At 72.7% G+C, this 26,523-nt stretch carries 10 protein-coding genes and 1 pseudogene; 6 read left to right on the forward strand and 5 right to left on the reverse strand.

All coding sequences use genetic code 11. The features are described 5' to 3' along the window. The first annotated feature begins 884 nt into the window (after window positions 1–884). From DIZ27_RS33205 to DIZ27_RS47680, 6 genes are all read left to right on the forward strand, one after another. Window positions 885–1,646: a response regulator transcription factor gene (locus DIZ27_RS33205; protein WP_109382126.1), complete on the forward strand. Its 762-nt coding sequence runs from the start codon at window positions 885–887 to the stop codon at window positions 1,644–1,646. A gap of 2 nt (window positions 1,647–1,648) precedes the next feature. Continuing rightward, complete coding sequence (locus DIZ27_RS33210; RefSeq protein ID WP_109382127.1) at window positions 1,649–2,761, forward strand: sensor histidine kinase KdpD; 1,113 nt, start codon at window positions 1,649–1,651, stop codon at window positions 2,759–2,761. 136 nt (window positions 2,762–2,897) lie between these two features. After that, the gene (locus DIZ27_RS33215) at window positions 2,898–3,458 is read left to right on the forward strand and encodes a DM13 domain-containing protein (protein WP_109382128.1); all 561 of its coding nucleotides are present in this window, start codon (window positions 2,898–2,900) and stop codon (window positions 3,456–3,458) included. Between the two features lie 26 nt (window positions 3,459–3,484). Next, window positions 3,485–4,000 carry a hypothetical protein gene (locus DIZ27_RS46100; RefSeq protein WP_181383808.1) on the forward strand — a complete coding sequence of 172 codons (516 nt, stop codon included), beginning with the start codon at window positions 3,485–3,487 and terminating at the stop codon, window positions 3,998–4,000. Between the two features lie 171 nt (window positions 4,001–4,171). After that, window positions 4,172–4,477 (forward strand): DUF6247 family protein, encoded by a 306-nt coding sequence (locus tag DIZ27_RS33225; RefSeq protein ID WP_109382129.1) that lies wholly within the window; start codon window positions 4,172–4,174, stop codon window positions 4,475–4,477. Then, window positions 4,474–4,599, forward strand: coding sequence for a type II toxin-antitoxin system RelE/ParE family toxin (locus DIZ27_RS47680; protein ID WP_258308653.1), 126 nt, complete (start codon window positions 4,474–4,476; stop codon window positions 4,597–4,599). Before DIZ27_RS33225 ends, DIZ27_RS47680 begins: the two co-directional genes overlap by 4 nt. 330 nt (window positions 4,600–4,929) lie before the next feature. On the opposite strand, the pseudogene DIZ27_RS33235 reads toward DIZ27_RS47680, so the two are convergent. The 5 genes and pseudogenes from DIZ27_RS33235 to DIZ27_RS33260 form a co-directional block, all read right to left on the reverse strand. After that, window positions 4,930–5,139 (reverse strand): annotated as a pseudogene (locus tag DIZ27_RS33235) (IS5/IS1182 family transposase); the annotation flags it as partial. 111 nt (window positions 5,140–5,250) lie between these two features. Continuing rightward, entirely contained in the window at window positions 5,251–6,117 is an 867-nt protein-coding gene (locus DIZ27_RS33240) for a haloalkane dehalogenase (protein WP_109382130.1), read from the reverse strand. Between the two features lie 42 nt (window positions 6,118–6,159). Next, entirely contained in the window at window positions 6,160–6,741 is a 582-nt protein-coding gene (locus tag DIZ27_RS33245) for a TetR/AcrR family transcriptional regulator (RefSeq protein WP_109382131.1), read from the reverse strand. A gap of 232 nt (window positions 6,742–6,973) precedes the next feature. After that, entirely contained in the window at window positions 6,974–7,711 is a 738-nt protein-coding gene (locus DIZ27_RS33250; protein WP_109382150.1) for an IS6 family transposase, read from the reverse strand. A gap of 164 nt (window positions 7,712–7,875) precedes the next feature. Beyond that, window positions 7,876–26,454, reverse strand: a complete 18,579-nt coding sequence (locus DIZ27_RS33260) for a hypothetical protein (RefSeq protein ID WP_109382132.1) — start codon at window positions 26,452–26,454, stop codon at window positions 7,876–7,878. Window positions 26,455–26,523 lie beyond the last annotated feature (69 nt).

Consider the following 26,523-nt stretch of genomic DNA (forward strand, 5'->3'; position numbering starts at 1 on the left):
CGCTGAGTGCGGCGCCGGCGAACGCCACGTCGTCCGGGAAGAAGGGGCCGTCCGTCTCGGCATCGACGGGGGCGTCGATGCCGGCTGGGGGGACATCCACACGGACGGAAACGGAGCCACAGCCCGGGACTCCGGGCACGCCCGAGTACCCGCGTATCTCCGACGGCCCATACGCGGGGTTCCAGTTCTGCTCCGTTGGGGCACCCGTCGTAAGGAGCGGGGCTTCTGCGACATTCGCCGCCGATGTCACTCCGAGCGCCGGCGATCCCTCGTACCCGTTCCCGGTCTACCCGGACATGAACGGTGAATTCGAGATCGCTCTCCCGGGGGCGGAGCACGAGCCGTTCGTGCGTGTGACCAAGCGGGTCGAGAATGGTCGCCTTTTCGTCCATCAGAACGCGGTTCTGCCGGAGGGGGAGTACCGCTGGCGGGTGCGGGCCGAGCATCACGGTCTTCACTCCCCATGGACCGCGTGGTGCGACTTCGTTGTCCGGCCGACGTCGTAACGGCCTCGGCTACGGCTGAGTGGAGCGGGTCTCCTCACGCGCAGCATGAGGAGACCCGCTCTGCGGGCTCGCGGTGCATACGACGACCACGGTCGTGAGCACGGCGACCGGCCTGTTCCCTCGGTGAGCAGGTCCTGCCTACGCGGAGCGACGCGGACGAGGTGCGGGATGACGCGGCCTCGTTCAGGGAAGGGAGGAGGGATCACGTCGACGTCCGGTTCCGTGAGATCCGCGGGTCCGCGGGGGAGGTCGTCACGGCAATCACCCACGAACTCGAACGGCGCATTTCGGACTCCGGTTCTTACGGAACACGGACGTCAGAAGCTGGAGGCAGGCCGGAAGCGGCCTGGCCAGGGGCCGTGGTGCGAAGCTGAACGCATGAAGCATCCGTACGAGCCGATGGGGGAAGCGCCCGCTGGGCCGCGGCCGGCCGAAGCGGCCCGGGTCCTGGTGGTGGAGGACGATCCCACCGTGGCCGAGGTCGTCTCGGGATACCTGGACCGCGCGGGCTACGAGGTGGACCCGGTCGGGGACGGGCCGACCGCGCTCACCCGTGCCGCCGCGCACTGGCCGGACCTGGTGGTGCTGGACCTGATGCTGCCCGGGATGGACGGCCTGGAGGTGTGCCGCCGGCTGCGCGCCCGCGGTCCCGTGCCGGTCATCATGCTCACCGCGCGCGGTGACGAGGACGACCGGATCCTGGGCCTGGAGGTGGGAGCCAACGACTACGTCACCAAGCCCTTCAGCCCCCGGGAACTCGTCTTGCGGGTGGAATCGGTGCTGCGCCGTACCCGGTCTGCCAGGCCCGGCATGCGAACGCCCCTGCACGCCGCAGGCCTCACGGTTGACGCCGCGGCCCGCCGCGCCACCAAGAGCGGGACCGAACTCGCCCTCACCCTCCGCGAGTTCGATCTCCTCGCTTTCTTCCTGCGCCACCCCGGCCGCGCGTACAGCCGCGAGGACCTGATGCGTGAGGTCTGGGGCTGGGACTTCGGCGACCTGTCGACCGTCACCGTCCACGTCCGCCGGCTGCGCGGCAAGGTCGAGGACGACCCCGCGCGACCCCGGCTGATCCAGACCGTGTGGGGCGTGGGCTACCGGTTCGACCCCACCGGCACATCCGGGCAGGGAGAGGAGTAACCGTGCGTGACACTCTCCTCATCGCCCTGTTCGCCTTCCTCGGCGCCGCCGCGGCCGGGCTGCTCGGCGCAGGCGTGCTGTGGCCGATCCGCCGCCGCTCGCTCACCGCGTCGCTCACGGTCGTCGCGGCCGTCGCGGTGAGCGCGATGCTCGCGGGCACGCTGGCCGTGGCACAGGCGATGTTCCTCTCCAGGCACGACCTGTCCGTCGTCACGACGGTCGTCGCGATGGCAGCCGTCGTGTCCCTGGCCACCGCGCTGCTGCTGGGCCGCTGGGTGGTCGCCCGCAGCCGCGCACTCGCCCTCGCCACCCGCTCCTTCGGCGACGGCGGCGACTTCACGGCCCCCGACGGCCCCGCCACCGCCGAACTTGCCGCACTCAGCCGCGAACTGGCAGCGACGAGCATGAAACTCGCCGCCTCCCGGGAGCGTGAGCGCGCCCTGGAGTCCTCCCGCCGCGAACTCGTCGCCTGGTTCTCGCACGACCTGCGCACCCCGCTCGCGGGCCTGCGCGCCATGTCCGAGGCGCTGGAGGACGGCGTCGCCGCCGACCCCGACCGCTACCTCCGGCAGATGCGCACGGAGGTCGAGCGCCTCAGCGACATGGTCGGCGACCTCTTCGAACTGTCCCGCATCCACGCCGGCACGCTGGCGCTCTCGCCGTCCCGGATCTCGGTGTACGACCTCGTCGGCGACGCCCTCGCCGGAGCGGACCCACTCGCCCGCGAACACGGCGTGCGGCTGGTCGGCGACCGCGTCGAAGCAGTACCGGTCACCGTGGACGGCAAGGAGATGAGCCGCGTCCTGGGCAACCTGCTGGTCAACGCGATCCGCCGGACACCTGCCGACGGCACGGTCGCGGTGACCGCCGAGCGTTCGCCGGACGGAGTCATCCTCTCGGTCACCGACGGCTGCGGAGGCATCCCCGAGGAGGACCTTCCCCGCGTCTTCGACACCGGCTGGCGCGGCGCCCACGCCCGCACCCCTCCCGCCGGTGCGGGACTGGGCCTGGCCATTGTCCGCGGCATCGTGGAGGCCCACCACGGGCGTGCCGCCGTACAGAACATTCCCGGCGGCTGCCGATTCGAGGTGACGCTTCCCACGACCGAGGCGTGAAATCGCCTCGACCAGGTGTGGGCCGCCCCGGTGCGGCGCGACGGCGTAAGGGTTCTGTCATCTCTTGCCGGCTATGGGACGGTCGCCCGTTCCGTTGAATGGGTGGCGACAGAAATTCTCAGGAGGTGGGGCACTGATGGAACGCGTGGGGAAGGCACTGACCAGGCCGTTGGTCATCGGAGCGCTGGTGGTGGCTGTCGCTGGAGCCGGCTTTGGGCTGTACTGGTTCCAGCCGTGGAAGCTGTGGCAGGACGAGACCGTCGAAGAGGCCCTGCCCAGGACGGTGGAGACCACCGCTCCTCCTACCACGGCGCCCTCCAAGGCGCCCTCTCCGGCGACCGAGCCGAAGACGCTGGCGAACGGTGAACTGATCAGCCACGAGCACGCGACGTCGGGCACGGTGAAGCTCGTACGGCTGGCCGACGGCTCCCACGTCGTCCGGCTGGAGAACCTCGACACCAGCAACGGCCCGGACCTGCGCGTGTGGCTGACCGATGCACCGGTGAAGAAGGGCAAGGCAGGCTGGCACGTCTTCGACGACGGGCAGTACGTCAGCCTCGGCAAGCTCAAGGGCAACAAGGGCAGCCAGAACTACGCCCTGCCCGATGACATCGACCCCGTCCGCTACACCAGCGTCAGCATCTGGTGCGACCGCTTCGACGTCTCCTTTGGCGCTGCCGAGCTCACCCGGGCCTGACGCCGGTGCATGGCCTCACCGCGTTCTTGCACGAAGCCGCTGCGGCTCCGACACGAAGGCGACGGCGTGCCACACGCCACCCCTGCTGCCGTCGCCGTGCTTGGAGCGCCGGACACTCCTCGCGATGGTGTTCAAGCTCGCCGAAACCGACAGCGGCAGGAGGCCAAGAGGTACGAAGCGATGCCGGCCGTACGCGAGAGGCCCGCGCCAGGCGCGCCCGCTGGCAGCCCCGCGTCCGCGCCCAGGCCCGCCGCCAGGCCGCCACCCGCACCGGCCTGGTCGTCGACACCCGGGCCCGGTTCGGCTTCACCGCCGCGTCCGGCACCACCGACGACGCCCGCATCCGCCACCTCACCCTCACCCTGCCCCCGCAGGACGCGGCCCGCCTCTTCGACGCCCAGGGCGCCGGTGCCACCGAGCAGCAGCTGCGCATCCTCATCGGGGAAGCTCTGGGTGAGGTCTACTTCCGTGACGGCGGCAGCCGCGCTCATGGCCTGGCGGTGGAGTTCACCGACGTGGAGCATGTGGAGTTCGACCTGTAGCCACGTCGAATCGCACGAGCGGGCCTGTACGACAGCCACGTCGTCACTGGGTCACTGGCGATGCAAGAAGCGACATCCGCACCGCCTTCTGACGGAAGGAAACAATCCATGCCTGCATCTGCCCGCCCATGGCGCGCGTACCGTGGCGGTATGACCCGCCAGGAGGTGCCGATGAGCGCGCAGCCCGACCACGCACCCGTCACCCCGTACGCCCCCGCCCCCGGGGCTCCGGCCGAACTGCTCGCGCAGCTGCGCGCCAGCGAYCGCGCGGACCGGTGGGTGCCGGCCTTCGTGCAGGAGTGGGCGGCGGCSCTGGAGGAGTCCCGCCGGACGTTCTCCCTCGCCGGGCTSTACGAGGTCGTCCAGGTCTGGCAGGCCCGCGTCGCCTCCGCCCCGGCAGTCGACACGTTTCTCGCCTCCGGCCGCGACGAGACCGGCTTCGTGGACCTGGAGGAGATCCGGAGCAGGCGCCGGTGAGCGGACAGCACCCCTACGCGGTGCGCATCTCCCCACCGGCCGCGAAGGTGCTCGCCGCCCTGCCCGAGCCCGCGGAACAGATGGTCTGGGACGTCCTGGACGCCGCGGCCGCGAACCCCTGAGGCTTCCCGCAGTGGGACACCGGCGACCCGGAGGGCGAGGACGTGCGCATCGCCTCCGTCGGCCGGCTCTCCGTCATCTACTTCGCCAACCGCGCCCTGCGCCACCTGTCCGTCCTGGACATCGTCTGGCTCGGATAGCCGACGGATACGTCAACGCCCCGTCTCTGGCATTGCAACTGCCGGGGCCGGGGCGTTTTGCATCGTAGCCACGGCTCAGGTCATTGAGGCGCGACTGTCATCCGTGCGTTGGTCGTCTAAGAGCTCGCGCAGGTAGGCGCGCGGTCATGGTCGGTGGGCGGGTCGGTTGTCCCAGCGGTGAGTGCTCCAGGCGCGGCGGATAAGGCTACGCACGGTGATGACGGTGTCGGCTATGGCTTCGTAGGAGCAGCCGAACCGCAGGAGTTGGAGCAGCTTGTCGAAGATGATCCGCCGGCGGTGGCGGCCCGGCGGATGGTCCGAATCGTAGATCGGTCGCTCCGGCAAGAGGGCCGAGAATTGGTCCCAGGGCGGGTCAATCAGCCATGCTGGCAGTGCAGGCACAGGTCTCCCCAGTGGTCACAGAGCGTCGCAACTCCATGATTACCAAGACCTGTGCCTGCGTCGCTGTCGGGGGCACCCACACCTGTCTGCGCGAGCTGCTTGACAACAAGCTCAGAGGTCGAGGAGGAAGGCGCGCAGGGCGGTGCCGATCTCGTGGGGCGAGTCCTCCTGGACGAAGTGGCTGCCGCGCACGGTGACCTCGCGCTGGTTCGGCCAGCYGCGGGCGAACTCCAGGGCGCTGCCCCGCAGCACGACGCCGGGGTCGCCGACCACCAGCAGCTTCGGCACCGGGCTCYGGGCGAGCCAGGCGCCGAAGGACTCGACGATCTCCACCACGTCCGCCGGGCTGCCGTCGATGGGCAGTTCGCGGGGCCACACCAGGGTCGGCATCCGGGACTCGGGGGTCGGGTACGGGGCCCGGTAGGTGTCCATCTCCTCGTCGGTGAGGGTCCGCAGCACGCTCATGGGCAGGACCTTCTCGATGAAGAGGTTCCCCTCCAGGACGATCTTCTCGCCCTCCGGGGAGCGGATGGCGCCGAACACCTCGGGGAAGTCGCTCAGGGTCATCGGCTGGACGTGCGTCTCCATGTAGGCGATCGCCTTGACCCGGTCGGGATGCCGCTGGGCCCAGTGGTGCCCGAGGTCGCCGCCCCAGTCGTGGACCACCAGGGTCACCTCGCGGTCCAGGCCCAGGGCGTCGAACCAGGCGTCGAGGTAGCGGACGTGGTCCGCAAAGCGGTATCCGCCGTCGGGGGCCGGCCCGGAGGCGCCCATGCCCACCAGGTCGGGGGCGAGGCAGCGGCCGATGTCGGAGACGTGCGGGATGATGTTGCGCCACAGGTACGACGAGGTGGGGTTGCCGTGCAGGAAGACGATCGGGTCGCCCGCGCCGGTGTCGACGTAGCTGATCTCGGTGCCGAGCACCGGGACGCGCCGGCGCGGGTGCGGGTCGGCGGCGGAGACGGGGGCATGGCTCATCGGGGAACCCTTTCGTGGTGCGGGTGGGGGAAGGGAGCGGGGTCAGCGCAGAACGGTCGAGAAGACGATCCGCCTGAACCGTTCCAGGGGTTCCGCGCTGCGTTCGACCTTCATGCGCAGGACCGCGCCGTGCCAGGAGGCGAGCAGGTAGTCGGCGAGCTCGGCTGCGGGCAGTGCGAGGCGGATCTGTCCGGCCGCGGCAGCCTCGTCGAGGCAGTCGGCGAACGGCTGCCGCCAGACGCGGAAGATGTCGGYGAGGCGCTCGCGCAGTGGTTCGCTCWCYTCGGCGGACTCCAGGCTGAGGTTGCCGATCAGGCACCCGTCGCGCCAGCCTCGTGCCTCCAGGCTGTCGGTGACGGCGTCGAAGTATGCCGACAGTCGCTGCAGCGGCGGYAGTTCCGTGTTGCGGAGCGTCGCGTCGACGATGGCACCGACATCCGTGAAGTAGCGGTCGAGGATCTCCAGCCCGAACGCCTCCTTCGAGGGGAAATGGTTGGAGAACGACCCCTGCGGCACTCCCGCCGCGCTGGTGATGTGGCGGACCCCCGAGGCGTGAAACCCGCGGCGGCGCACGACTTCGAGTCCTTCGCGCAGGATCTGTTCCTTGTTCGATGCTCTTGCCATACCTTCAATATGGACGAMCGTATTGGTTTGGTCAATTCGTCGAGCGCGGGTGAACTCCTGGACGGAGGGTTCGTGGCCCGGCGTTCCGCCGAGCACACCCGCAGTGAGGACGGTCGGATCACCCCCGGACCGGACCTGCCCAGGGGCGCCGGCCGGGCGTTGTCACGTTGTTGGGTGCGTGACCGGCTGATGGCGTGTCGGGGCGGGGTGGGCCCGCAGCCCGGGCCTGGGGTCAGGCCGTGGTGGGCAGGTTGGCAGCGCCGGTGATCTGGTCCCAGATCACGCAGCGGACGGTCATCTCGGTGCGGTAGCCGGGGGCGGTCATCCGGTGCCGGCGGGGCCGGAAGTGGGGTGAGATACCGCTGAACGCGGCCAGGAATCTCTGGGCTCCTCCGACGCTGCGGAAGCCCTTCATGGCGCGTTCGCGCTGCCTCGTCGGCTGGTGGCTGTTCTCGGCCCGGTTGTTCAGGCCCTTGTGCGAGCGGTGCTCGACCGAGGGCATCACCTCGCGGTGGGCCGCGCGGTAGGAACGGAGCCTGTCGGTGACGATCACCCTCGGCACGGCCCCGATTCCTTTGAGGAGCTTGCGGAAGAAGCGCCGGGCGGCGGCCTCGTCGCGCCGGTTCTGGACGAGGATGGCCAGCACGGTGCCGTCCTGGTCGACCGCGCGCCACMGGTAGTGCCGCATCCCGTTGATCTTCACGAAGACCTCGTCCAGGTGCCACTTGTCACCGGGGCGGGGACGTCGGCGGCGCAGCGCGTTGGCGTAGGACTGTCCGAATTTCAGACACCACCGGCGGAYCGTCTCGTGGGACACGATGACGCCGCGCTGCAGCATCAGCTCCTCCACCTCGCGGAATGACAACGGGAAGCGGAAGTACAGCCACACGCAGKGGGAGATCACCTCGGCCGGRTACCGGTGCCCCCTGTACGACGGCGGCGTACTGCCCACGGACAACCCCTCCACCATGATCAACCCGAAGATCATCCCACCCGGTCAACCAACGTGACAGCGCCTGGTCAAGGCCGGTATGACCGCCACCGGTCACAGCGCGGGCCCGGTCCGGCCTCCGCTCACCGATCTGACCCCGCAGGAGCTCGAAGAGCTCACGGCACTGATCGCCAAGCTGCCCGTCACCACAGCCTGACCGGTACGAAGTGCGGGTTGGCGACGTACGGTCCGACCGGGACGCCGTACTCCATCGGCTGCGCGCCGCGGATGTACCGGCGGTCGATGCCCCCGGGGAAGAGCACCTCCTCCTGGTCGGGGAAGGGCGAGGCGAGGCCCAGGGTGGCGTTCACGTCGATGCCACCGGGGACCTGCAGGTCGTAGCGCCAGCGGTAGCGGCGGTGCAGGGCGGAAGCGCCCATCGGGTTCGCGCGGGCGCTGTCGCGCACGTAGTCGCGGTTCGCGGTCGCGCTCGAGAAGACGGTGTGCGGGACCTGGGCGCTGCCACCGTAGACGTGGTCGATGATGTGCACGACGTCGGACCCGTACGGCTTGAGCCCGTCGCGGAAGATCTGCTCGGGCCCCTCGGGAGCGAAGCGGTACAGCGGGCCGTCGTGGTCGCGCCACAGCGCTTCGGGGAACGTGACGCCTGCCAGCAAGGCCGGGTCGGCCGCGACGGTGGCCGGGTCGGCCGGCGGAGTCAAGCTCACCGGACCGGTGGCGGGCCAGCCGACCGGTACGGGGGAGGGGTCCGGCTCGTCCGGGGTGAGCGACTCGGTCGAGAGGCGTGAGGAGGCGACGAGTCCGCGGCCAGGCAGATACCAGTCCCAGGCGGGTCCCTCGGAGTGCACCTGCCCGGTCATGTCGGTGACGCCTCCCGCGGAGGGGCCTTCGGGGTTGTACTCGCCGCGCAGTCCGAGCGACGGGATCTCGGCCACGAACACATGGAGATCCGGATCGTCCTGGCCGTAACCCCACACGGTGTGCCGGTCGGTGGAGACGGCCACCGGGAACTCCTCCAGGGTCTCCGCGAACCGCCTGTCGAACTGCCCGTCCGCCGAGTAGGGCAGGGTCTGCCCCGCCGGAGTCGCGCCGTCGGCGCTCGCTTCCGTGGCGGGCGCGGTCCAGCGCTGCCGCAGCCCCAGGCCGGGGCGGAGGGTGTCGGCCAGCTCCGCGGCGGACGCCGGTGCGGCCCCGGTGCCGGTGCCCCCGTCCAACAGGTGGCCGGCGACCCGGCGCACCGCGTCACGGAAGTCCTCACCGGCGTAACGGGAGTCGGCGAGCGCCGAGTGCGGCTCCGCCGGAAGCACCAGGGAGACGGCGGCGGCCCAGGCACGGGTGGTGTCGGCCTCGACCGTGCCCTCGGGAGCCGCGCCCGCGAAGTCGGCGTATGCCCGAGCCCACAGCCGCCGTGACGCGTTCGCGGCGGCTGTGTCCATCGTGTCCGTCCATGCGTCGGGGCGCGCCATCCGCACTCGGACCAGGTCCAGCGGCGACAGTTCGCCCGCGGGCAGTCGGTCGTCGCCACGCAGCACCATCTCGGTCCGCTGCCCCTGGGAGAGCGTGATGCCCACGGCGCCCAGCTCATTCAGGCCGACGGTCTCGCCCGCGGCGGGCCTCGGCGAGGTGGACGGCAGGTCGTCCTCGGTCAACTGCCCCGCGATCCACCGGCGTCGGCCGGCGTCCCTCGGGACGACCGGGGCCCCGTCACCCGCGCCGGGGCCATCGCCCCGCGCCGCGCCGAGCGCGTCCGGCGCGACGCCCAGGGTCCACAGTCTCACCTCGGCGTCCTCCAGCCGCGGGCGCACCTCGTCCACCCCGGCCCAGGCCTCCGCCACCGCCGTCTCGTCGCCGCTGCCCCGCTCCGTCGTCGCGGCTTCGGCAGCGGCCTCGCCCAGCTCGGTCAGCTCCCGCGCGTGCGCGTCCCACGCCGCGGCGAGGTCCGCGGCAGTGGCTGCCTCGTCGGGCTCGACGGTGGCGGTGCGGGATCCGGCAGGCGGGGACGCGAGCGAGGCGGCGTTGGCTGCCGCCACGGAGCGGGCCTCCCGCAGGGGTATGCGCAGGGCCGTGTCGTCGTCACCCTCCGGCACCAGGTAGAGGGCCGAGGAGTCCGCCACGACCCGGTGGGGCGCGGACTCCTGGCCGAGGTCCTCCATCAGGAGCGAGAGGGTGTCCATGTTGGCGACACGGCCGATCCAGCCGCTGTCGCCACGCAGGATCGTGCCCGTCGTCGCGTGGACGAAGTCGTGGCCGAACCGCGTCCACCCGGCCGGCGAGATCTCCTCCCCGCCGGGGAGCCTGATGTGCCCGGTGTCGGCGACCTCGTAACGGAAGGGCTCCGAGCGGGACCCGGCGGAACGCGTGTAGGGGAACCACCGGTTCGGCTGCGGGCCCACGGAGGCCGGCGGCTCGTCCTCGGTCGCGCGGGCCGGGTCCTTGCCCTTCGCGGTCCCGGTGTCCGAGGACGAGCCGGTCGCGGGTACGTCAGTGGCGGCGCGCACGTCGGCTGCGGACACGACGAAGTCCGGGTCGATGCCGCCGAAGCGGGGCCGCATGACGGTGATCGGGCGGCCGATCGGCCACTGCTCCGCGACCGGGTCGAGACCGTCGTCACGCGAGCCTCCCGGCAGACCCCCCGGCGGGGAGCCGCTCCCCGGACCCCGCGTGGCGACGTGCCGCGGCCCGCCTCGGTGGTCGTCGACCGTGATGTTCACGGTGGAAGCCGCCGAGTCGCCCGTGGATGTCCGACGGTCGCGCACCGAGACCGGCTCGACGGTGAACCGGTCGACGGTGAGGTGCGGCTGCGGCGTGCCGTCCTGGAGTTCCACGAGCGCTGCGGCGAGCTCCTGCCGGAACGAGGCCGCGACCGCCTCGGCACGCACCTTCGCGATGTCCCGGCCGACGAGGCGGCCGCTGCGACGGCCGGTGACCTGAACGTCCGGCAACGGCAGGCCGTTGGTCCCGTTCCACAGCGCCGCCCTGGCCACCACCTTGGCCAGGTACCGGAGGGAGTGCTTCGCGCTCTCGGGCGTCTGCCGGCCCCCCTTGTCGAAGGAGATGGCCACCGGTAGTGCCTGCTGGCCGCGGAGCACGACGGCGGTGAGTGGATTGGCCTCGGCGGAGGGCCCGTCACCCAGCAGTTCCGCGTTGGTGTCGTGGGCGGACTCGCCCGGACGCTGCGAGTACATCCGCATGTACCACTGGTCCTTGCCCGCGATGACCGGTTCGAGCTGACCGATGCGGAGTGCGGCGGCGCGGGTGGCACCCTCCAGCGTCTTCTCGGCCGCGGCACGCTCCGGCGAACCGGCGGGCGCCGAGTTCATCTCCGTCCGGGCCTGCTTCGCCCTGACCAGAGCGAGGGTCAGGTCGAGGTAGCCGCGCAGCTCCACGAGGTCCTTATCCGCACCCTCGTCCGGCTGCCCCTCGATCTCCCGGCGCAGTCGTGACGCGATCTCCCGCAGGTCCGCCAGGTCGTGGTTGCGCAGGTTCGCCTGGACCGCCCTGCGGTGCCGGTGGTTGCGTTGGGAGGCACGTGCGTGGTTCTCCAGGGAGATCTGATGGCTGCCGTCCTCGCTGGCCAGGATCACGGTGACGAAGTGGTAGCCGAAGTGCGCGCCGCCGGGACCCGCCTGCGGTTTGGCGTAGTTGTGCTCCAGGCTCGGCTGGCCCTGCTCGCCGGACGCCGCGACGGACTGCACGACGTAGCCCTCGCCGATGTCGGCCCACGCGTGCTCGTTGACCCCGATCCGGCCCGCGGCGTCGGACAGGGCGTCGCGCCGCGGGTCGTCCTCCTGGGCGAGGCTCAGCGCGCTGCCGTACGCGCGGCCGGGCAGCGGACCGCCGTCACCGCCGGTGGGACGGTCGTCCTGGCGGACGAGCGCCGCCGCCCACTCCGGATCCGCCGTGTCCGGACGCGTGTCGCCGTCCGCGAGGCGGCCCAGCGCGTCGGCGAGGTGGTGGGTGCCGGTGACCTCGGCCCCGTCGGAGGCGTTGACCGGCGCGGTGACCACCGGGCCGGCCCCGGGGGTGCGGAAGACCATGTGCGAGGTGCGGGAGGTGTCGGCGAGCATGTCGGCGAAGTCCCGGCAGACCTCCTCCGTGGGCTGGCCGGAGCGGGTCAGGAAGACGGGAGTCACCAGGAACAGCCGCCTGCTGCCGCCGCCTGGGGTGGGCAGGATGACGCTCAGGTCCTGGTCGGCCCGCAGACGCACCGCGGTGCCCGCACGCGACAGCTTGACCGAGGCGCGGGCGACGGCTTCCTCGGTCGCGAAGACCTGCTGGCCGTACATCCCGTTCTCGACCGCGAGCGTGCGGTCCGAGGAGATCCGCAGGACGGGCCGATCCGTGACGAGCGTCTCGTGGTAGTCCTGCACGGACATGGCGAGTTCGGGTGCGTCGTCCGTTCCCCTCAGGGCCCGCGGGGTCTGCCAGCTCCCCTGGGTCCCGCCGGGCCTGCGGAAGATCACGCCTGTGTCGCGGCCGTTCACGACGCCGTAGTGCGTCGTGGTCAGCGGCTCGGCCCGGCGTGCGTCGACTCCCTCGGCGTGGTCGGAGCCGCTCCCGTACAGGCCGAGGATGTCCGCGACGTCCCCGTCGCTGTCGGCGTCCTGACCCGGCTGGACGGAGGCCCACACCGTGCCGACGTCGCCGTCGCCGAGGGGACCCAGTGTGATGTGGTCGGTGCCGGTGCGCCAGTCCGTGGACGGACGGGGACCGTGCTCCGAGTACCAGACCCGGGAGCCGGTCAGGTCGGCGACGTGCTGTGCCAGGGACGCGATGTCTCCGTGGGGCACGACCAGCACGACATCGGCGCCGGCGGGACGCGCCGGGTCCCGCGCGACGATCCGGGCGAACTCCCCGGGGTCGTCCAGCGTGAACGTGCCGCGTGGCGTGTTCAGTTGGACCGAGTCGGCGTCCCCCTGGGCGAAGACCGTGTAGGGGGCCTGCCACGGGGCGGGCCACATGCTCAGCCGGCCGTCCTCGCCCTCCACCGTGTACGAGTCGAGGGGCGGCACCTCGGTCCCGGTGCCGGTCCAGTTCCGTCCGGTGCCGTGCTCCGACACGAGCCGGGTGCCCCGGCCCAGGGCTGCGTCATGGCTCGTCAGATACGCGGTGAGGGTGTCCTCGTCGGCCAGTTCGGCCGGGGAGGCGCTGAGGGCCAACGACCCGAGCAGCAGAAGGTGCTGCTCACTCACCTCGGCGTCCGGGGCGAGGGTCAGCACCCGCCTGGCCAGACCGTGCAGGGGATCGCCGGCGGCCACGGACGAGGGCTGCGGGTGCCTCTGGGCGAGTTCCCGCAGCGACAGGGCCGTGCCGACCAGCATCTCGGGCGCATGAGCGTCGCGGGCCGCGGGTCCGAAGAGGAGGTCGAGCCACACCTCGTGCGTGGTCTCCGGGGCGCCGTCCTCGCTGTCGGAGTCGCTGGTGTCGTCGGTGAAGCGGAACCGCGCCGGCGAACCGGCGTCGGAGTCGTCGGTGAAGCGGAACGCCGCGAACTCCTCGGCTTCGGCGCCGGACAGCGTACTCAGTTCGTACGCCTCCTCCTCACCCGTGAGCCCGGGGAGGTCGCTGCCGGCCGGGAACCCGGGTGACAGAGGCAGCGGAACAGCCGCCGGGTCCTGCGGCGACCCAGGACTCGTCCCGGAGAGGTCGCTGCCGGCCGGGAACCCGGGTGACAGAGGCAGCGGAACAGCCGCCGGGTCCTGCGGCGACCCAGGACTCGTCCCGGAGAGGTCGCTGCCGGCCGGGAACCCGGGTGACAGAGGCAGCGGAACAGCCGCCGGGTCCTGCGGCGACCCGGGACTCGTCGTATTCGTCGTGCTCGTCGTCCCCGGCTTGCTCCGTGTGTCCGGCGTGTCCGCCGACCTGGGTTCCGGTGCGGGGGTGCGGAGAAGCAGGGGGACGAAGTCGCCCCCACGGCGGCGGAGCCGGAGAGAGGGGCTGTCGGCGGAGGGGCCGGGGTAGGTGTGGGCGGTGCCGTTCTCCTCGATCAGGGTGACCGTGGTGCCGGTGGCGGCGGCCGCCCACTCGGCGACGGCCCGGTCGGCCTCGGGGCCCCAGGGGGCGGTGGCGAGATGGCGGCGCAGGTGGCCGTCCCGGGCTTCCGCGCTCGGGTTCGGCGCGCCCGGACGGGTGTTCATCGGCGGCGGCGTGAAGAGGGAATCACGCTTATCGGGGTCGCCGGGCAGACCGTTCAGGCGCATCAGCTGGGCGGGCGGCGCCCCGGCGCGGACGCGCAGCCGTGCCGCCTCGTGGCGGTCCGTCCCGGGCTGCGCTGCCGCCAGGCGCAGGGCCGTGGAGAGCGCGCCGAAGAAGCCGTTGCCGCGCCCGGAGGGGGTGCCCTGCGTGTAGGTGGAACCGTCGGGGGCGGTGAGGACCCCGTCCCGGTCGAGGCGGAAGCGCGGTCCGGTGTTGTCCGTGGGCGGCATCCAGGGCGGGGTGGCGTGGCTGCGGTGCGCCGGCGGCTGCTCGGATGCCGGGCGTGTGGTGCCCGTACCCGGGGTTCCCGCGGTCGCCGGGGCCGGCAGCGGCGTGACGACCGGAGCCGGGGCGCCCGGCGGGAGGGCGGCGTGGAAGAAGCCGCCGGCGGCGAAGAGGACCGGGTCGGCGGCCCGGTCCACGGCGGCCGGGTCGGTGCCGTGCGGGAGGAAGAGCTGTTCGCGGCCCTCGCCGGTGACCACGGTGAGCGGGGTGCCCAGGACCCGGGCGGCCAGTGCGGGCAGCAGGTCGGCGCCACCGTGATCGCCCGCGCGGCGCTCGGGCGGGGCCGGTTCGCCGTCCGTGCCCTCCTGGCGCGGTTCGCTCGCGAACGGGCGGGAGAGGGCCGCGCCCGCCAGTGCCACCCGCTGTGCGGGAGAGGGCCAGAGGGTCACCGGCAGACGTCCGAAGGCGTCGAACTCGGCCTGCTGGGCGGCAGTCAACTGCACTCCGGCGGCGTCGAGTTCGGCCTGGGTGAAGGTGTCCGCGACGTCCAGGGCGAGGGCGTCGAGCAGGTCCTCGTTGCCGTCCTGGCCGAGCGCCCAGGCCAGGCGGTCGCGAGCGGCGCCGATGGCCTCGGCCGTGACCGCCGGGTCGCCAGGAGCACCCGCGAACCGGCCGGCGAGGTCGGTACCGAGCAGGTGGGGCAGGCGGCCTCGGTCCTGGGCTGCGGCGAGCAGCGCGTGGAAGAACGAGGCGCCGTCGTGGGGCATGTCGTGCACCTCGCGCACCGTTGCGCCGTCCGGTGAGGTGATGGTGCGCGGGGCGGAGCCGGTGCCGTCGGTGATCTTGTACGGCTCCGGCGCCTCGGAGCGCCATCCCGGCGCGGCGTACTCCTGCGGGAGGTCCTTCACCGGGACCGAGGCCGAGCCCTGGTGGTGGGCGGTGAGGCGGGAGGCGGCGAGGTGCAGCCGGTGGTGGTCCGCGGCGGCGGTGTCGGTGCGCTCCTTCCAGCGGCGTACCTCCTCGCGGGCGGCCTGCCAGGCGGCGACGGCCGGGGAAGGGGTCACCGCCTGACCGGAGTCGTCGGCGTCCAGCGCGGTCTGTTCGTCCGTACTCAGACCGAGCCATGCCTCCCGGGCCCTCGCCCGGGCGTCGTAGTAGCCCTTCTCGGCCGTAGCGAGGTCGCCTGCCGCCTTGGCCTGGCCGTCCCAGGCCGCGAGGACCTCGTCGGTGAACGTGGAGTCGTCCAGGAGGCCGTAGTCGCGGGCGATGTCCTCGCGCAGCCAGACCAGCGCGGTGGTCTCGGCCTCGGCGGCGCGCGGCCCCCGCTTGGCCTTGCCGAGCGCGTGGAGCGGACGGCTGTCGGTGAACCGGTGGTCCACCTCGGCCACCGCCAGCCAGCTCACCGGAAGCGCGAAGAGCATGCTCCGGTCGGTGACGACCTTGATGTGGGTGCCCAGGGTGGTGTCCGCGGTGCCCTTGAGCGTGGTGCCGTCGTTCGTACCGCCGATGGGGACCGTGCCACCGGGGTTGGTGAGGCCCGCGTTGCTGGTGCCCGCCAGCGGCGCGGTGCCCACCATGCCCTCGACGTTGTCGGTGATACCGGCTTCCAGCGCGTCGGAGGTCTTCGCCCGCTGTATGGCCTCCATGCGCGGCTTGTTCTCCACGGCGAGCAGACGGGCCCCGCGGCGGTGCATCCTCGCGTAGAGACGGGAGTCGGCGGTGTGGGACTGGCCGAGGAGAAGGGCGGAGGCCTGGGTGGGCAGCGCTGCGCCGTTCGCGCCGAGGGCCTCGCGGAAGCCGGAAGTCAGACCGACTTGGGAGGTGGCCTCCTGCTGGGCCTGGGCCGGGGCGGTGCCGAGGCCGGTGAGCGGGGTGAGGCGAGCTGTGCGGACGCGTCCGTCGAGGGCCGTGCCGGTGTGCCGTCTGCCGAGGTCGGTGTCGCCGAGGCCGTCGGCGCGGGCGGTGGCCAGGGGCAGGGCGTCCCGCACGTTGGCGGCGCCCCGGATGTCCACGGCGAGGATGCCGGAACCGATCCGGTCGTCGAAGGGCAGGACGTCCGGATCGGCGTTGCCGGTGGTGTCCCCGGCGGATGTGCGCCAGGCGGCGATGCCCTCGGGGCGGGCCTGGTCGGCACTCAGCATCCGCACCGCGCGCTCGGGTTCCGGCACGTCCTGCTCGGTGAGCGCGCCGTCGGCGCCGTCGCCGTCCGGGGTGAGCAGGCTCGCCGGGAGGAACTCGTGGAGGCTGCCGACGGGTACGTCGGCGGCACCGGGGGCGAGCGGATCACCGGTGGCGTCCGTCATGGTGACGGTCAGGGTGTAGCTGGTGACGATCTCGGCGTGGGCCTGTGTGGTGGCGATGTTCGGCATCGCGGTGGTGCCGGAGGTCTGGGTCTGGTTGCTCAACCGCTTCTTGGCCGCGGTGCCCTGGAGCGAGGGATTGGCGACGAGAAGGCCGCTGTCCGCCGCGCGCTCGCCCCCGCTGAGTGTCACGTCGGCGCCGCGGTCCTGGGAGGTGCCGGCGGCGTCGTCGCGGGAGGTGGTGCGGTAGTCCTCCAGCTCGAAGCCGGTGCGCAGCCTCTCCACGGTGGTGGTGACCGGGGTCAGCTGGAACCTGACCTGTCCGGGGCTGCCGCCGACCGGCAGGTGGAACGGACTGGACCAGTCACGGTAGCGGACCGGCAGAGTCATCCCGTCGGTCGTCAGCTCGTGCAGGTGGACCGCGAGGAAGTCCGGGGAGAGCCGCTGCAGGACCTGCTCCCGGTCGTGCGAGGGCACTCCGGCCTTCTCCAGCTGTCCCATCAGCTGCTGTGCCACACGGCTTGCGTCGAGCCGGCCGCTGGGGTGGGTGGGGAAGCGGCGGCCGCGCAGGTAAGGGGGCACCCGGTATCCGCCACCGAGATTGTGTGGGGTGGTGGTGCCCAGGCCGTCCGGGGCGAGCCCGGCCTCGATGACGTCCTGCATCGGCAGGTGGAACATCACCGCGTCGCGGATGTGCTGGAGCGCGGCGGCGGCCCGGCGCGGGGCGAGCCTGTTGCCGAAGCCTTCGGAAAGCCGTCCGGCCACGGAGCTGATACGGTCCCCGGCGCGGGTGCCCACCGTCCCCATCGCGGCCGTCCAGCGGTCCCGTACCGCGATGGTCTCGGCGGTGTCGGCGACCACCAGGTACATGCGCCCGGCGTAGGTGAGGGTGGTGCTGCGTATCCGGGTGAGGGTCTGCGAGACGCCGCGGCCCTTGCCCCACGCGTACTGCAGGGCGGTCGAGTAGGAGCCGACCACCGCCGCTTGGCCGGGGGCCTGCTGCAGCGGCCTGTCGGCGCCCTGGAGGCCCAGGGTGGTGCGCGAGACGGTGCTGGCGCTGCCGTTGACCCGGTGCTCGTTGCCGACGGTGGCCTCGAGGCTGGCCGGCTTGGGGTCGCTCTTGACCCGGAAGTTGCTCAGTTCGCCGCGGACCGCTGCCTTGAGGTAGTGCGTCCGGAACGGTCCCGCACCGATGAGTCCGGTGATGCGGGAGCCGAACGGACCCAGATACTGACCGAGTTGTCCGGCCACACTGAGGTTCGCCATCGCCCGGCGCAGTGCGGTGCGCACCGGGGCGCCGGGCGCACTGACGTGCCAGGAGGTGCCCGAGGCGCGGTCGGCGGTGTCCTGCGCGAGCCGTTCGCGCTGCGGGCCGCCCTCGGTGCTCAGCACCACGTGTGGGGCGCTCAGCAGCTTCTCGGTGAGCTGCTGGTCGGACGAGTCCGTCCTCGGCAGCGGCTGAATGCCGTCGAGGAGTTGGTCCGCCTCGAGGGAGGAGAGCTGCCGCGGTACGGCCGTGGTCACCTGTGCCGGCCCGGCGGACGGCGGGTCGGCGGGGGGGTGGTGTTCGGAGCCGTGCGCGGCCGGCACGGCGAGCTCCACCCGGCCCACCGTCTCGTTGCCCCGGGTGAACAGGGGCCGTTCCTCGACCTTGCTGACGAAGACACCCGCGCCCAGCAGGCCGACCGATGCGAGCCGTGCCCAGCCGCGCGGGCGCCGGTGGCCCTCGAAGGTGGCACCCAACTCCACCTGGTAGCTGTAGAGATCGGCACCGTTCTGGTACGTCAGGTGGTCGTGGGTGGCCGCGACCGTGCTCCTGGTGGTCTTCTGGTCGGTCCGGGCGAGACGGGCCCCGACCGACGCACTGCCGGCCTGGCGGGGCAGTCCGGCCTCGGGCACCTTGTCGTGGTCGCGCGGCAAGATGCCCAGCTCCACACCGCCGGAGAGGGTGATGGCGGCCTGCTGACCCTGGCCGGAGAGTTCGGTACCGATCACCGCGTTGCGCAGCGAGCGCTCACTCATGGTGGTCTCGAACCTCCGGTCGGAGAGGCGCGCCCTGAGGATGAGCGTGTGGTGGCCGCGGCGCACCTTGCCGTCCTCGGTGAGGGCGACCGGCACTCCCGTGGTGGTCAGGTCGTCCAGGCTCTGCGCCAGGCTGGGCCGGTTCAGTGCCTCGCGCACCTGACGGTCGTTGTGCAGCGCGGTCCGCATCCGCCCGTCGCCGTACCAGAACTTGGCCAGCCGCGGGTGCCGCAGCATGAACGGCGGGACGAACAGTGACGGATACGCGTGGTGCAGTGTGTCCAGGACGGTGTCGGCGAAGGCCCGCATGGGGTCCTGGGGGGTGGGTTGCTGACTTTGCGTCGGCTGCTGGGTCTGCCCCTGCGGCTGCACCTGTGGCTGTGGCTGAGGCCGGCTGGGACGGAAGCCCTCGGCACGGACCTGGCCGCTCAGGTGGACCGGGTCCTCCCGGGTGAGGTACCAGGGCACGGGCGGCTCGGCGTCCGGGTCGGGGCCGGTCCGGCCGGGGGTGCGGCCGTCCCAGCCGGCGAGACGGCGCGCGTCCTGGGTGGAGATCCAGTCCAGGCTGACCACCCGGACCGGGCGGGCCGCCGATGGGAGATCGCCGGGCTTGCGCACCATCAGGGTGCGCTCGACCCGGTAGAGCGCGATCGGTTGGTTACGGAGGCGGCCCGTGGTTTTCCGGGCCGCGTCGGCGCCGAGATAGTGTCCGCGCCCGGTGGAGAGGTCCACGCGGACCAGCGGACCGCCCTGGAGCCGGACGTCGGTATCCGCACCGGGGAGCGTGTAGTTCGGCCCGGCGGTGACCTGGACGCCCAGTCGGGTGTCACGGACGTGGCCGCGCTCGTTCTGGTACGTGGTCTGGGTGAGGTCTCGCAGCTCCGCCTTGACCGATTCGGCGACCAGGGTGGCCCGGTGCGGTACCGACCGCTCCACGATCAGGTGCCCCAGCGGGTGCTGTCCGCTGCCCCGGGTCAGCTCCGGGCCGGTGACCGGCCCCGAGAACCGGCCGAACAACGCGAGGAGTCGGCCCGGCCGGACGTACGAGACCAGGGTCCGGTGCGCCGAACTCCCGGGCCGCGCACCGGAAAGGGCGAGGGCGATGTCCTCCGGCGGGTCCACCAGGTGCAGCCCGGTGGTGTCGGTCATCCGCGGCTCGATCCCGTCCGGGAAGGTGAGCGTCTTCGGTGCCTGCCGGGGCCCCTTGTAGGGCACGGTGAGATCGTCCGGGAGCCGCCAGCTGAGCCCGTCGCGCATCGCGAACTCAGCGGTGTGCACCTGGGTGCGCTGCCAATTCGGTTTCGGAATGGGCGGGTTGGTCTGTCCCGTGACGGCGTCGGACCGGGTGTCCGGCCCGATGGCCGTCGGCGCCTCGGTGACGCGGTCCACCCGCACCCGGTAGTGGACGTCGTCCAGGTGCAGGTGCGAGCCCTCGTGGGCGCGATACTCGGACTGGTTGTACGCCTGGGTGCCCTGCACGTAGTCGGTCCTGCGGGTCCAGCCAAGCGAGATGCCCAGTTTCAGAAGCCAGTTGAGCGGCGGCCCCATGCTCAGCCCGCCCGCGATCCGCCGTCCGGAGCCGACTCTGCGCCCGCCGCCCGTGCCTGCCTGGCCGCGTCGCATGGTGTCCAGCCGGACTGTGGCGCCGTCCACGTCGGAGAAGCGTTCCCAGCGGTGGTACGGGATGGCCTCGACCGTCATCTCGTGGCCGACCCCGGACTTCTCACGGCCCACGAAGCGCGCGCCGCGCGGGGCGGTGAAGGCACCGGGCTGATCCGTCAGCAGCCGCAGCAGGTCCGCCTCGTCGAACTGGGCGCGCAGCTTCGCCGGCAGCTTGCCCAGGATCTCCTCCGCCACCTGCTCGGGCGAGCGCAGGGTGGTCTTGCCGAGGCCGGTGAAGAGTCCGGTCCGGTGACTCCGTGTGGACCCGTCCGTCCGGCCGCCCTGCGTACCGTCGCCCGGGTCGGTGTCCGGGCTGAGCAGGACCGTGGGCAGTCGGCTGCCGTCCTCGAAGGTGACGGTGTCCGGCACCGGGCCTGGAGGCCGGGCGTCTGGGCCGGTCAGCAGCCGCGCCGGGCGATGCCGTTCGAGCTGGGTCTCCAGCGGAACCGGGTCGCCCCGGTCGGGGGCCTCGGTGTCGGGGTTGTCGAGGTCGGTGGTCCCACCTGTGTCGCGCGACGACTTCTCAGGGGGGCCGGAACCGGCCGGGTCCTGGGTGACAGTCGTGGTGCCCGGGTCCGGCGTGGTGCCCGGGTCCGGCATGGTGCCCGGGTCCGGCACGGCGCCCGGGTCCGGCACGGCGCCCGGGTCCGGCACGGCGCCCGGGTCCGGCACGGCGCCCGGGTCCGGCACGGCGCCCGGGTCCGGCACGGCGCCCGGGTCCGGCACGGCGCCCGGGTCCGGCACGGCGCCCGGGTCCGGCACGGCGCCCGGGTCCGGCACGGCGCCCGGGTCCGGCATCGTACCCGGACCAGAGGTGGCGTCCGGGCCAGGAGTGGTGTTCGGGTCCTGAGTGAGCTTCGGGTCCTGAGTGGTGTCCGAGTCCGCCAGGGGCGTGAGCGGGGCCGAGGCCGGGACCAGTGCGTCGAAGTGGTCGGTGCCGTTGTAGGCCAGATAAAGGGCGCCGCCCTGGCCGCCCGGATTGAGGGTGTTGACGAAAGTGCTCCCCGGGGACTGCCGGTCGGGCTGGACGAGCCGCAGGTCGAGGTCGAGCGTGTGTGCCAGCGCCTCCGGAAGCTGGTCGGCGAAGGGAGAGGCCCACAGCGCGGGGAGTTCGGCTGCCGAGGCGACGAGCTCCTTGGTGCCGAGCCGCCACGCCTCGGCCGGGGTGGGAGCCACGTCGGCGAGGTGTGGGTAGTCGCTCTCCCGGAGGATCCGCTGCCACGCGCCGACATCGCCGTCGGTGACGACATCCTGCGCGATCCGGTTCCAGAGCTCGGTGATCCGGTTCAGTTCGGCCGGGTCCCGCACCCCGGCGACGGCGCGCATCCGCAGGTCGTCCACGACGGCGAACACCGGGTCCGGGATCGCCACGGTCACCTCGTCGCCCAGTTCGGACCCGGTGATCCGGTCGCTCAGCATGCGGCGCAGGCCGGCGACGTTCCGCGCGGCCCACGCCGGTGGTATGTCCCAGCTGCGCGCGCTGTCGAGCAGTGACCGGAAGAGGCAGTTCCCGTCGCCCGGCGTGTCCAGCCGGCGGAAGGCCGATCCGTCCGCGTGCACGGTGTCCGCGGGACCGGGCGGGTCCTTGCTGAGGAGGGCCATGTCCTCGACGAGGCTCTCCGGGCGGCTCGGCTCGGGCGCCAGGTCCGGCCTGCGGCGGGCGAGTTCAGCGGTGTCCTCGGGGCTCAGGGCGAGCTCGGACAACGGCAGCGGGGTGCCGGCGAGCGACCAGGTGACGTGTGCGGTGGGCGCGTAGGCCAGGCCACGCACGTCCTCCGGCGAGACCAGGGTGGTCGGCGGGAGCACGGGCGGTGGCGGGGGCAGCAGGGCGTCGAGCGTGGTGTCGGGCCCGGCGGTGGAACGCAACTCGGCCGCGGCGCGCAGGAAATCGCCGTACTGCTCGACCGTGGGGCCCGCGGCCGGATCACCGGTGGTGGTGCCGGCGGCACCGCTGCGGTCGATGACCATCCGGCGCAGCAGGTCCGGGGTCATACGGCCGTCGCCGTAACGGGCCGCGGTGCCCGGGCTGTGCCAGCGCAGGCCGTCCACGAAGGCGAGCCCTGCGAGCAGTTCCCGGTTCTCAGGGCGCTGTTCGGCGTCCGGTCCGAGGGCTTCACGCAGCGTGCGGACCTGCTGGAGGGCACGGGCCAGGGCGAAGGCGTCGGCCGGCTCCGGACCCGTGTGCAGGCCCGCGTCACGCGCCAGACCGTCCAGGTCGGCACCGCTGGGCTCCGGGGTGAAGAGCCGCCACCGCCCCGGCCCGTCCGCACCCTCGGTGAGCACCGCGCGGACGTTGCCGTCCCCGTCCCTGGCCGTGCCCACCTCGGTGGTCGGCGCGTGGACCCGACGCCCGGTCCGGTTCGCCACGTGCTGGGCCACCGGCAGTCCCGCCACCTCGGGCTGCCGCCCGGTCTCGCAGGAGAACAGCACCAGCGGCCGGTCCTGAGCGCCGTCCTGTGCCCAGGACTTGAGCACCTCGCCGAGTTGCACACCGCTGACCTTCACGGTGGGCCGCGCCGCGTCCTCGGTACCGAGAGTGACGGTACGGGAGGTGCCGTGCCCCGCGAAGTAGTCGGCGCCGCGGTCGGTGCCCGAACCGGGGAGCGCGACCGGCGGGCCGGTGAAGACCGTACGGGGGGCGGGCGGGGCCGCGGTGGTCTCCGGGGCCGGGGCTTCGGAGGTGGTGCGCACGCCGCGGAACGTGTCCGCGCCGAGCAGCGCCCGGCGCCCCTCGGCGCGGGCCGTGCCGTCTTCCGCCGGGCTCTGGGAGATGGTCAACGACTGTATCGCACGGCCGGGTTGGGGCCTCGCGGCGGCGTCGGGAACCAAGCGCCGAAGCTGCGCGAAGGGCACCGTGTAGCCGTCCAGCGTGGTGACGGCCGGCTCCCTCGCGGGACGTGCCGAACCGTTGCCGCTGTCTGCAGTGGAGCCGCTGCCGCCCGGGCGTACGACGATCCGGCCCGGCGGTGGAGGCGCGACCGGGGACGGCGCGGGGCGGTTGTCCGGCGTGGTGGGCGGGGGTGGCGGCGGGGTGCCGTCGCTTCCTGCTCCTCGCCCGCCGCCGGCGCCGGGAGCCCGTCCGCCGGTTCCCGGGCCGCCGTCGCCGTCGCTGTCGCTGTCGCCGTCGCCAGCGCTGTCGCGGTGACCCGACTCCAGGTACACGTCCGTGGCCGTCTCGGTCCAGGGCCGGGACAGGGTGGCGAGCTTGGCCGGGGCGGGTGCGGTGGTGGCCGTGGCGTCCGGGCCGGCTGTGGCGCCGTGTACGGGGGCCGACTTCTCCGGGAGCACCGTCGGGGGCGTGGCCGAGGAGGTGACGACCGGAGTGCTTTGGGTCGTCACGCCGCTTTGGGTGGTGGGGCGGGGCATCGGGCCGAGGGCGTCGGCCAGCGGCATCAGCACGTCCGCGCCGGGGAACGCGGTGTCCGTGGCGCCGTCCGCCGTCGCGGCGGGTGCCGGGCCGGCGAGCGGACGGACCCGGACCGGTGCACCAGGCCCCTCACGGGTCAGCTCCGCCGACGCGCGTACCGGACGTCCCGCACCGTCCGGCGCGACCGCCGGCCCGAGCACGACGGCCCGGTCGGTCCCGGCGCCGTCCAGCAGCGCGATCGCCTCCGGCGATCCCTCCACCGGCGGCGGCACCTCCGACACCACGATCGTCAGCGGCGCCGCCTGCGCGGACTCCGGGCCCCCGGTGCGAGTGGGACCGGCCTTCACGTCGGCTGTGGTGCTGACATCCCCTGCGTCGCCGGTGCCGACGGACGAACCGACGGTGCCGGCCTTCGGCGGGATGGCGGGGATGTCGACGGCCGGACCGGTGGTGGTACCGGGTGCGGGAGTGACGACGTTCTCCGCTGATTCCGACGCGCCGTCGCTCCCGGTCGGGTCGACGGCATCCGCAGCGGCGGGGGCTTCGGGAGCGGGCTCGGTCGGCGAGGAATCGCCCGGCACCGTCCGTGCGCCCTCTCCCGGGGCTGTGGCGTCCGGGGTACGGGCGCCCTGGGGCGGGGTGGCGGAGGGGGCCGCCGGGGCACTGGTCGGGGCACCACCCGGCCGGGCGCCGCTGCCCGTGCCAGGTGTGGCGGAGGTGGTGGGGCCGCCCGTGGCAACGGGAGCGCCTGCCCCCTGATCCGGCGCCGCAGCCGTACGGCCGTCCTGCACGGCCGATTCGTCCGAAGAGCGCGGGATGTCGCCCTGCGGGCTCCCCTGAGGCGCCTCGGTCCGGACCCCCGGCGATGTCACGGCCGGGTTCTCGGGCGTCGTGGCTCCTGGGGTCTTTGGGCCGGTGGCTCCCGGGTTCTCCGACGTCGTCACAGCCGGATTCCCCGAAGCCGTCACAGCCGGATTCCCCGAAGCCGTCACAGCCGGGTTCCCCGGCACGTCCACGATCACGTTCTCCAGCGGCGACGCGTCGGGGGCGGCACCCTGCCGGTCGCTTCCCGCAGAGCCTCCGGCGGAGTCGGCCGTGGTCGTGGCCGTCAGGGGGCTGTTGCCATGGGTGTCCGGGGCGACCACGATCGGGGCGTCCACCGTGACCGGGGTGTCGAAGGCACCGAGGGCGCGGCGGACCTCGTCGGTGTCGATCCGGGCGGCAGGGCCGCTCCCGGCGGGCACCACCCGCACCTCGGGCAGTTGCGACAGGTTGCCCTGCAGGCCGTCGCGGACGCCGATCTCGGTACTGCCCGGCGGCTGGGCGCCGCGCAGGGCGGCAAGGTCACTCAGCGCCTGCCGGCGTGCCTCGGCGGGGCCGCTGTGCACCTGCTGCCACAGCTCGTTCTCGGCGGCGGTCACAGGCAGCGAGCCCGGGGTGTACGGCGGTGGGGCCCCGGTGGCGTACGGCGGCGGAGCCTGGGTGGTGTACGGGGCCTGGGTGGTGTACGGCGGGTCCGCGGCGTAGGGCGGTGGCGATGGGCTGCCGGTGGCATCCCCCTGTCCGGTCGTCTGCTGGACGACGGGCGGGGGCGAGGTGAGGGCGGGTCCGTCGCCGCCCGTGGTGTCCCCTCGTGAGGGACCGTCGGTGCGGTCGGAGCCGGTGCCGTCGCCGGCGCGCGAGGAACCGTCGGAGACTCCGTTACCGCCGGAGACGGTGGGCGGCTGATTGCGCATCCTGTCGATGACGTGGCGCAGTTCGGCGCCGCTGTTCAGGGCCGTGCCGGTGAGTGTGGACTCGGCATGGCTGCTGATGCCCGCGCCGACGAAGGTGGACCAACTGGTGGACCAGTCGCCGTCGAAGGCTCCCTTGATCAGGATCTCCGCGAGCGCCTCGCCGGAGCCGGCGGCGAGGAAGTCGGTCGTCGCCTTCAGTCCGTAGTGCCCGGCCAGCGCACCCGGCCGGTTGGCGTTGTTGCGCAGGATCTGGTTGTTCCGCCACAGGTTGAGGTTGTTCCGGAAGGAGAGCGGATCGTTCCGGAAGGTGACCGGCGGCTTACTCGAATGGCTGGGGCCGTTCCCGTACGGGGTGGGATCGGGGCGGCCCGGGTTCGGGGTGGCGTCCGGCTTGGGGTTCGGGGTGGCGTCCGGCTTGGGGTTCGGGGTGGCGTCCGGCTTGGGGTTCGGGGTGGGGTTCGGGCCGTTGTTCTTGAAGTCGAGGTCCGGGTTGTTCTTCGGGTTGGGGTTGTTCTTGAAGTCGAGGTCCGGACCGTTCTTGAGGAAGTTGCTGTCGAAGCTGTCGACGATGTTCTTCGCGAACCTGTTGAAGACGCTGGTGAGGCCACCGGCCGCGGCACCGAACGCGGCGGACTTGAGGATGTCGTTCCAGTCGATGCCGTCGGGGCGACGGCCGTGCGGGGCGAAGTTCATCATCGCCAGCCGAACCGCGAAGGTGGTGAACGCCTCGGCGAACGCCTCGGTCAGCGAGGGCGCCAGGTGCAGCCGCTGGAGCAGGTGGCTGAGCGTGGTGAGGATGAAGAACCGGCTGCGCAGCTTGGCCATCATGATCTGGCTGGCCGAGGCGCCACCGGTGAAGAAGGACAACGCCAGGTAGATGGCGATCTCGATGAGCAGCCTGATGATCTCGGCGATGACCTGCCACTTCGACTCCATGATGTCCATGGAGGTCTTGCGCCGGCCCTCGGCGATCCGGTCGAGCTGGTCGGCGAAGTCCTTCAGGTAGTTCTTGCCGCCGTCGTCGATGAGCATGCCCATCGCGTTCGCGTACGACTTGGAGAGGTCGTCCGGCATGGACTCGCCGATGTCGTGGATCGACTTGTCGATCAGCGAGGAAAGCCTCGACAGCTTGCGGCCCAGGCCGGAGTAAGGCAGACGGCTGTCGAAGGCCAGGTCCTCGTCGGCGTCGATGAGCTTCTCACCGGTGAGGATGAAGATCATCGTGTTGATCTCGGGCGGCACCTGGATGCTCATCGGGGGCCGCCCTGGCGCCCGCCCGGGCAGGACGGAGCGGCCGCTCCCGACGTGTTGCGGGAGCGGCCG

Source organism: Streptomyces sp. NWU339, from assembly GCF_003143855.1.
Taxonomy (GTDB): Bacteria; Actinomycetota; Actinomycetes; order Streptomycetales; family Streptomycetaceae; genus Streptomyces.

What these genes read in the sequence shown, in the direction of transcription:
- DIZ27_RS33205 (WP_109382126.1), top strand. Translation starts at nt 885, where the DNA reads ATGAAGCATCCGTACGAGCCGATGGGGGAAGCGCCCGCTGGGCCGCGG.
- DIZ27_RS33215 (WP_109382128.1), top strand. Translation starts at nt 2,898, where the DNA reads ATGGAACGCGTGGGGAAGGCACTGACCAGGCCGTTGGTCATCGGAGCG.
- DIZ27_RS33260 (WP_109382132.1), bottom strand. Translation starts at nt 26,454, where the DNA reads ATGAGCATCCAGGTGCCGCCCGAGATCAACACGATGATCTTCATCCTC.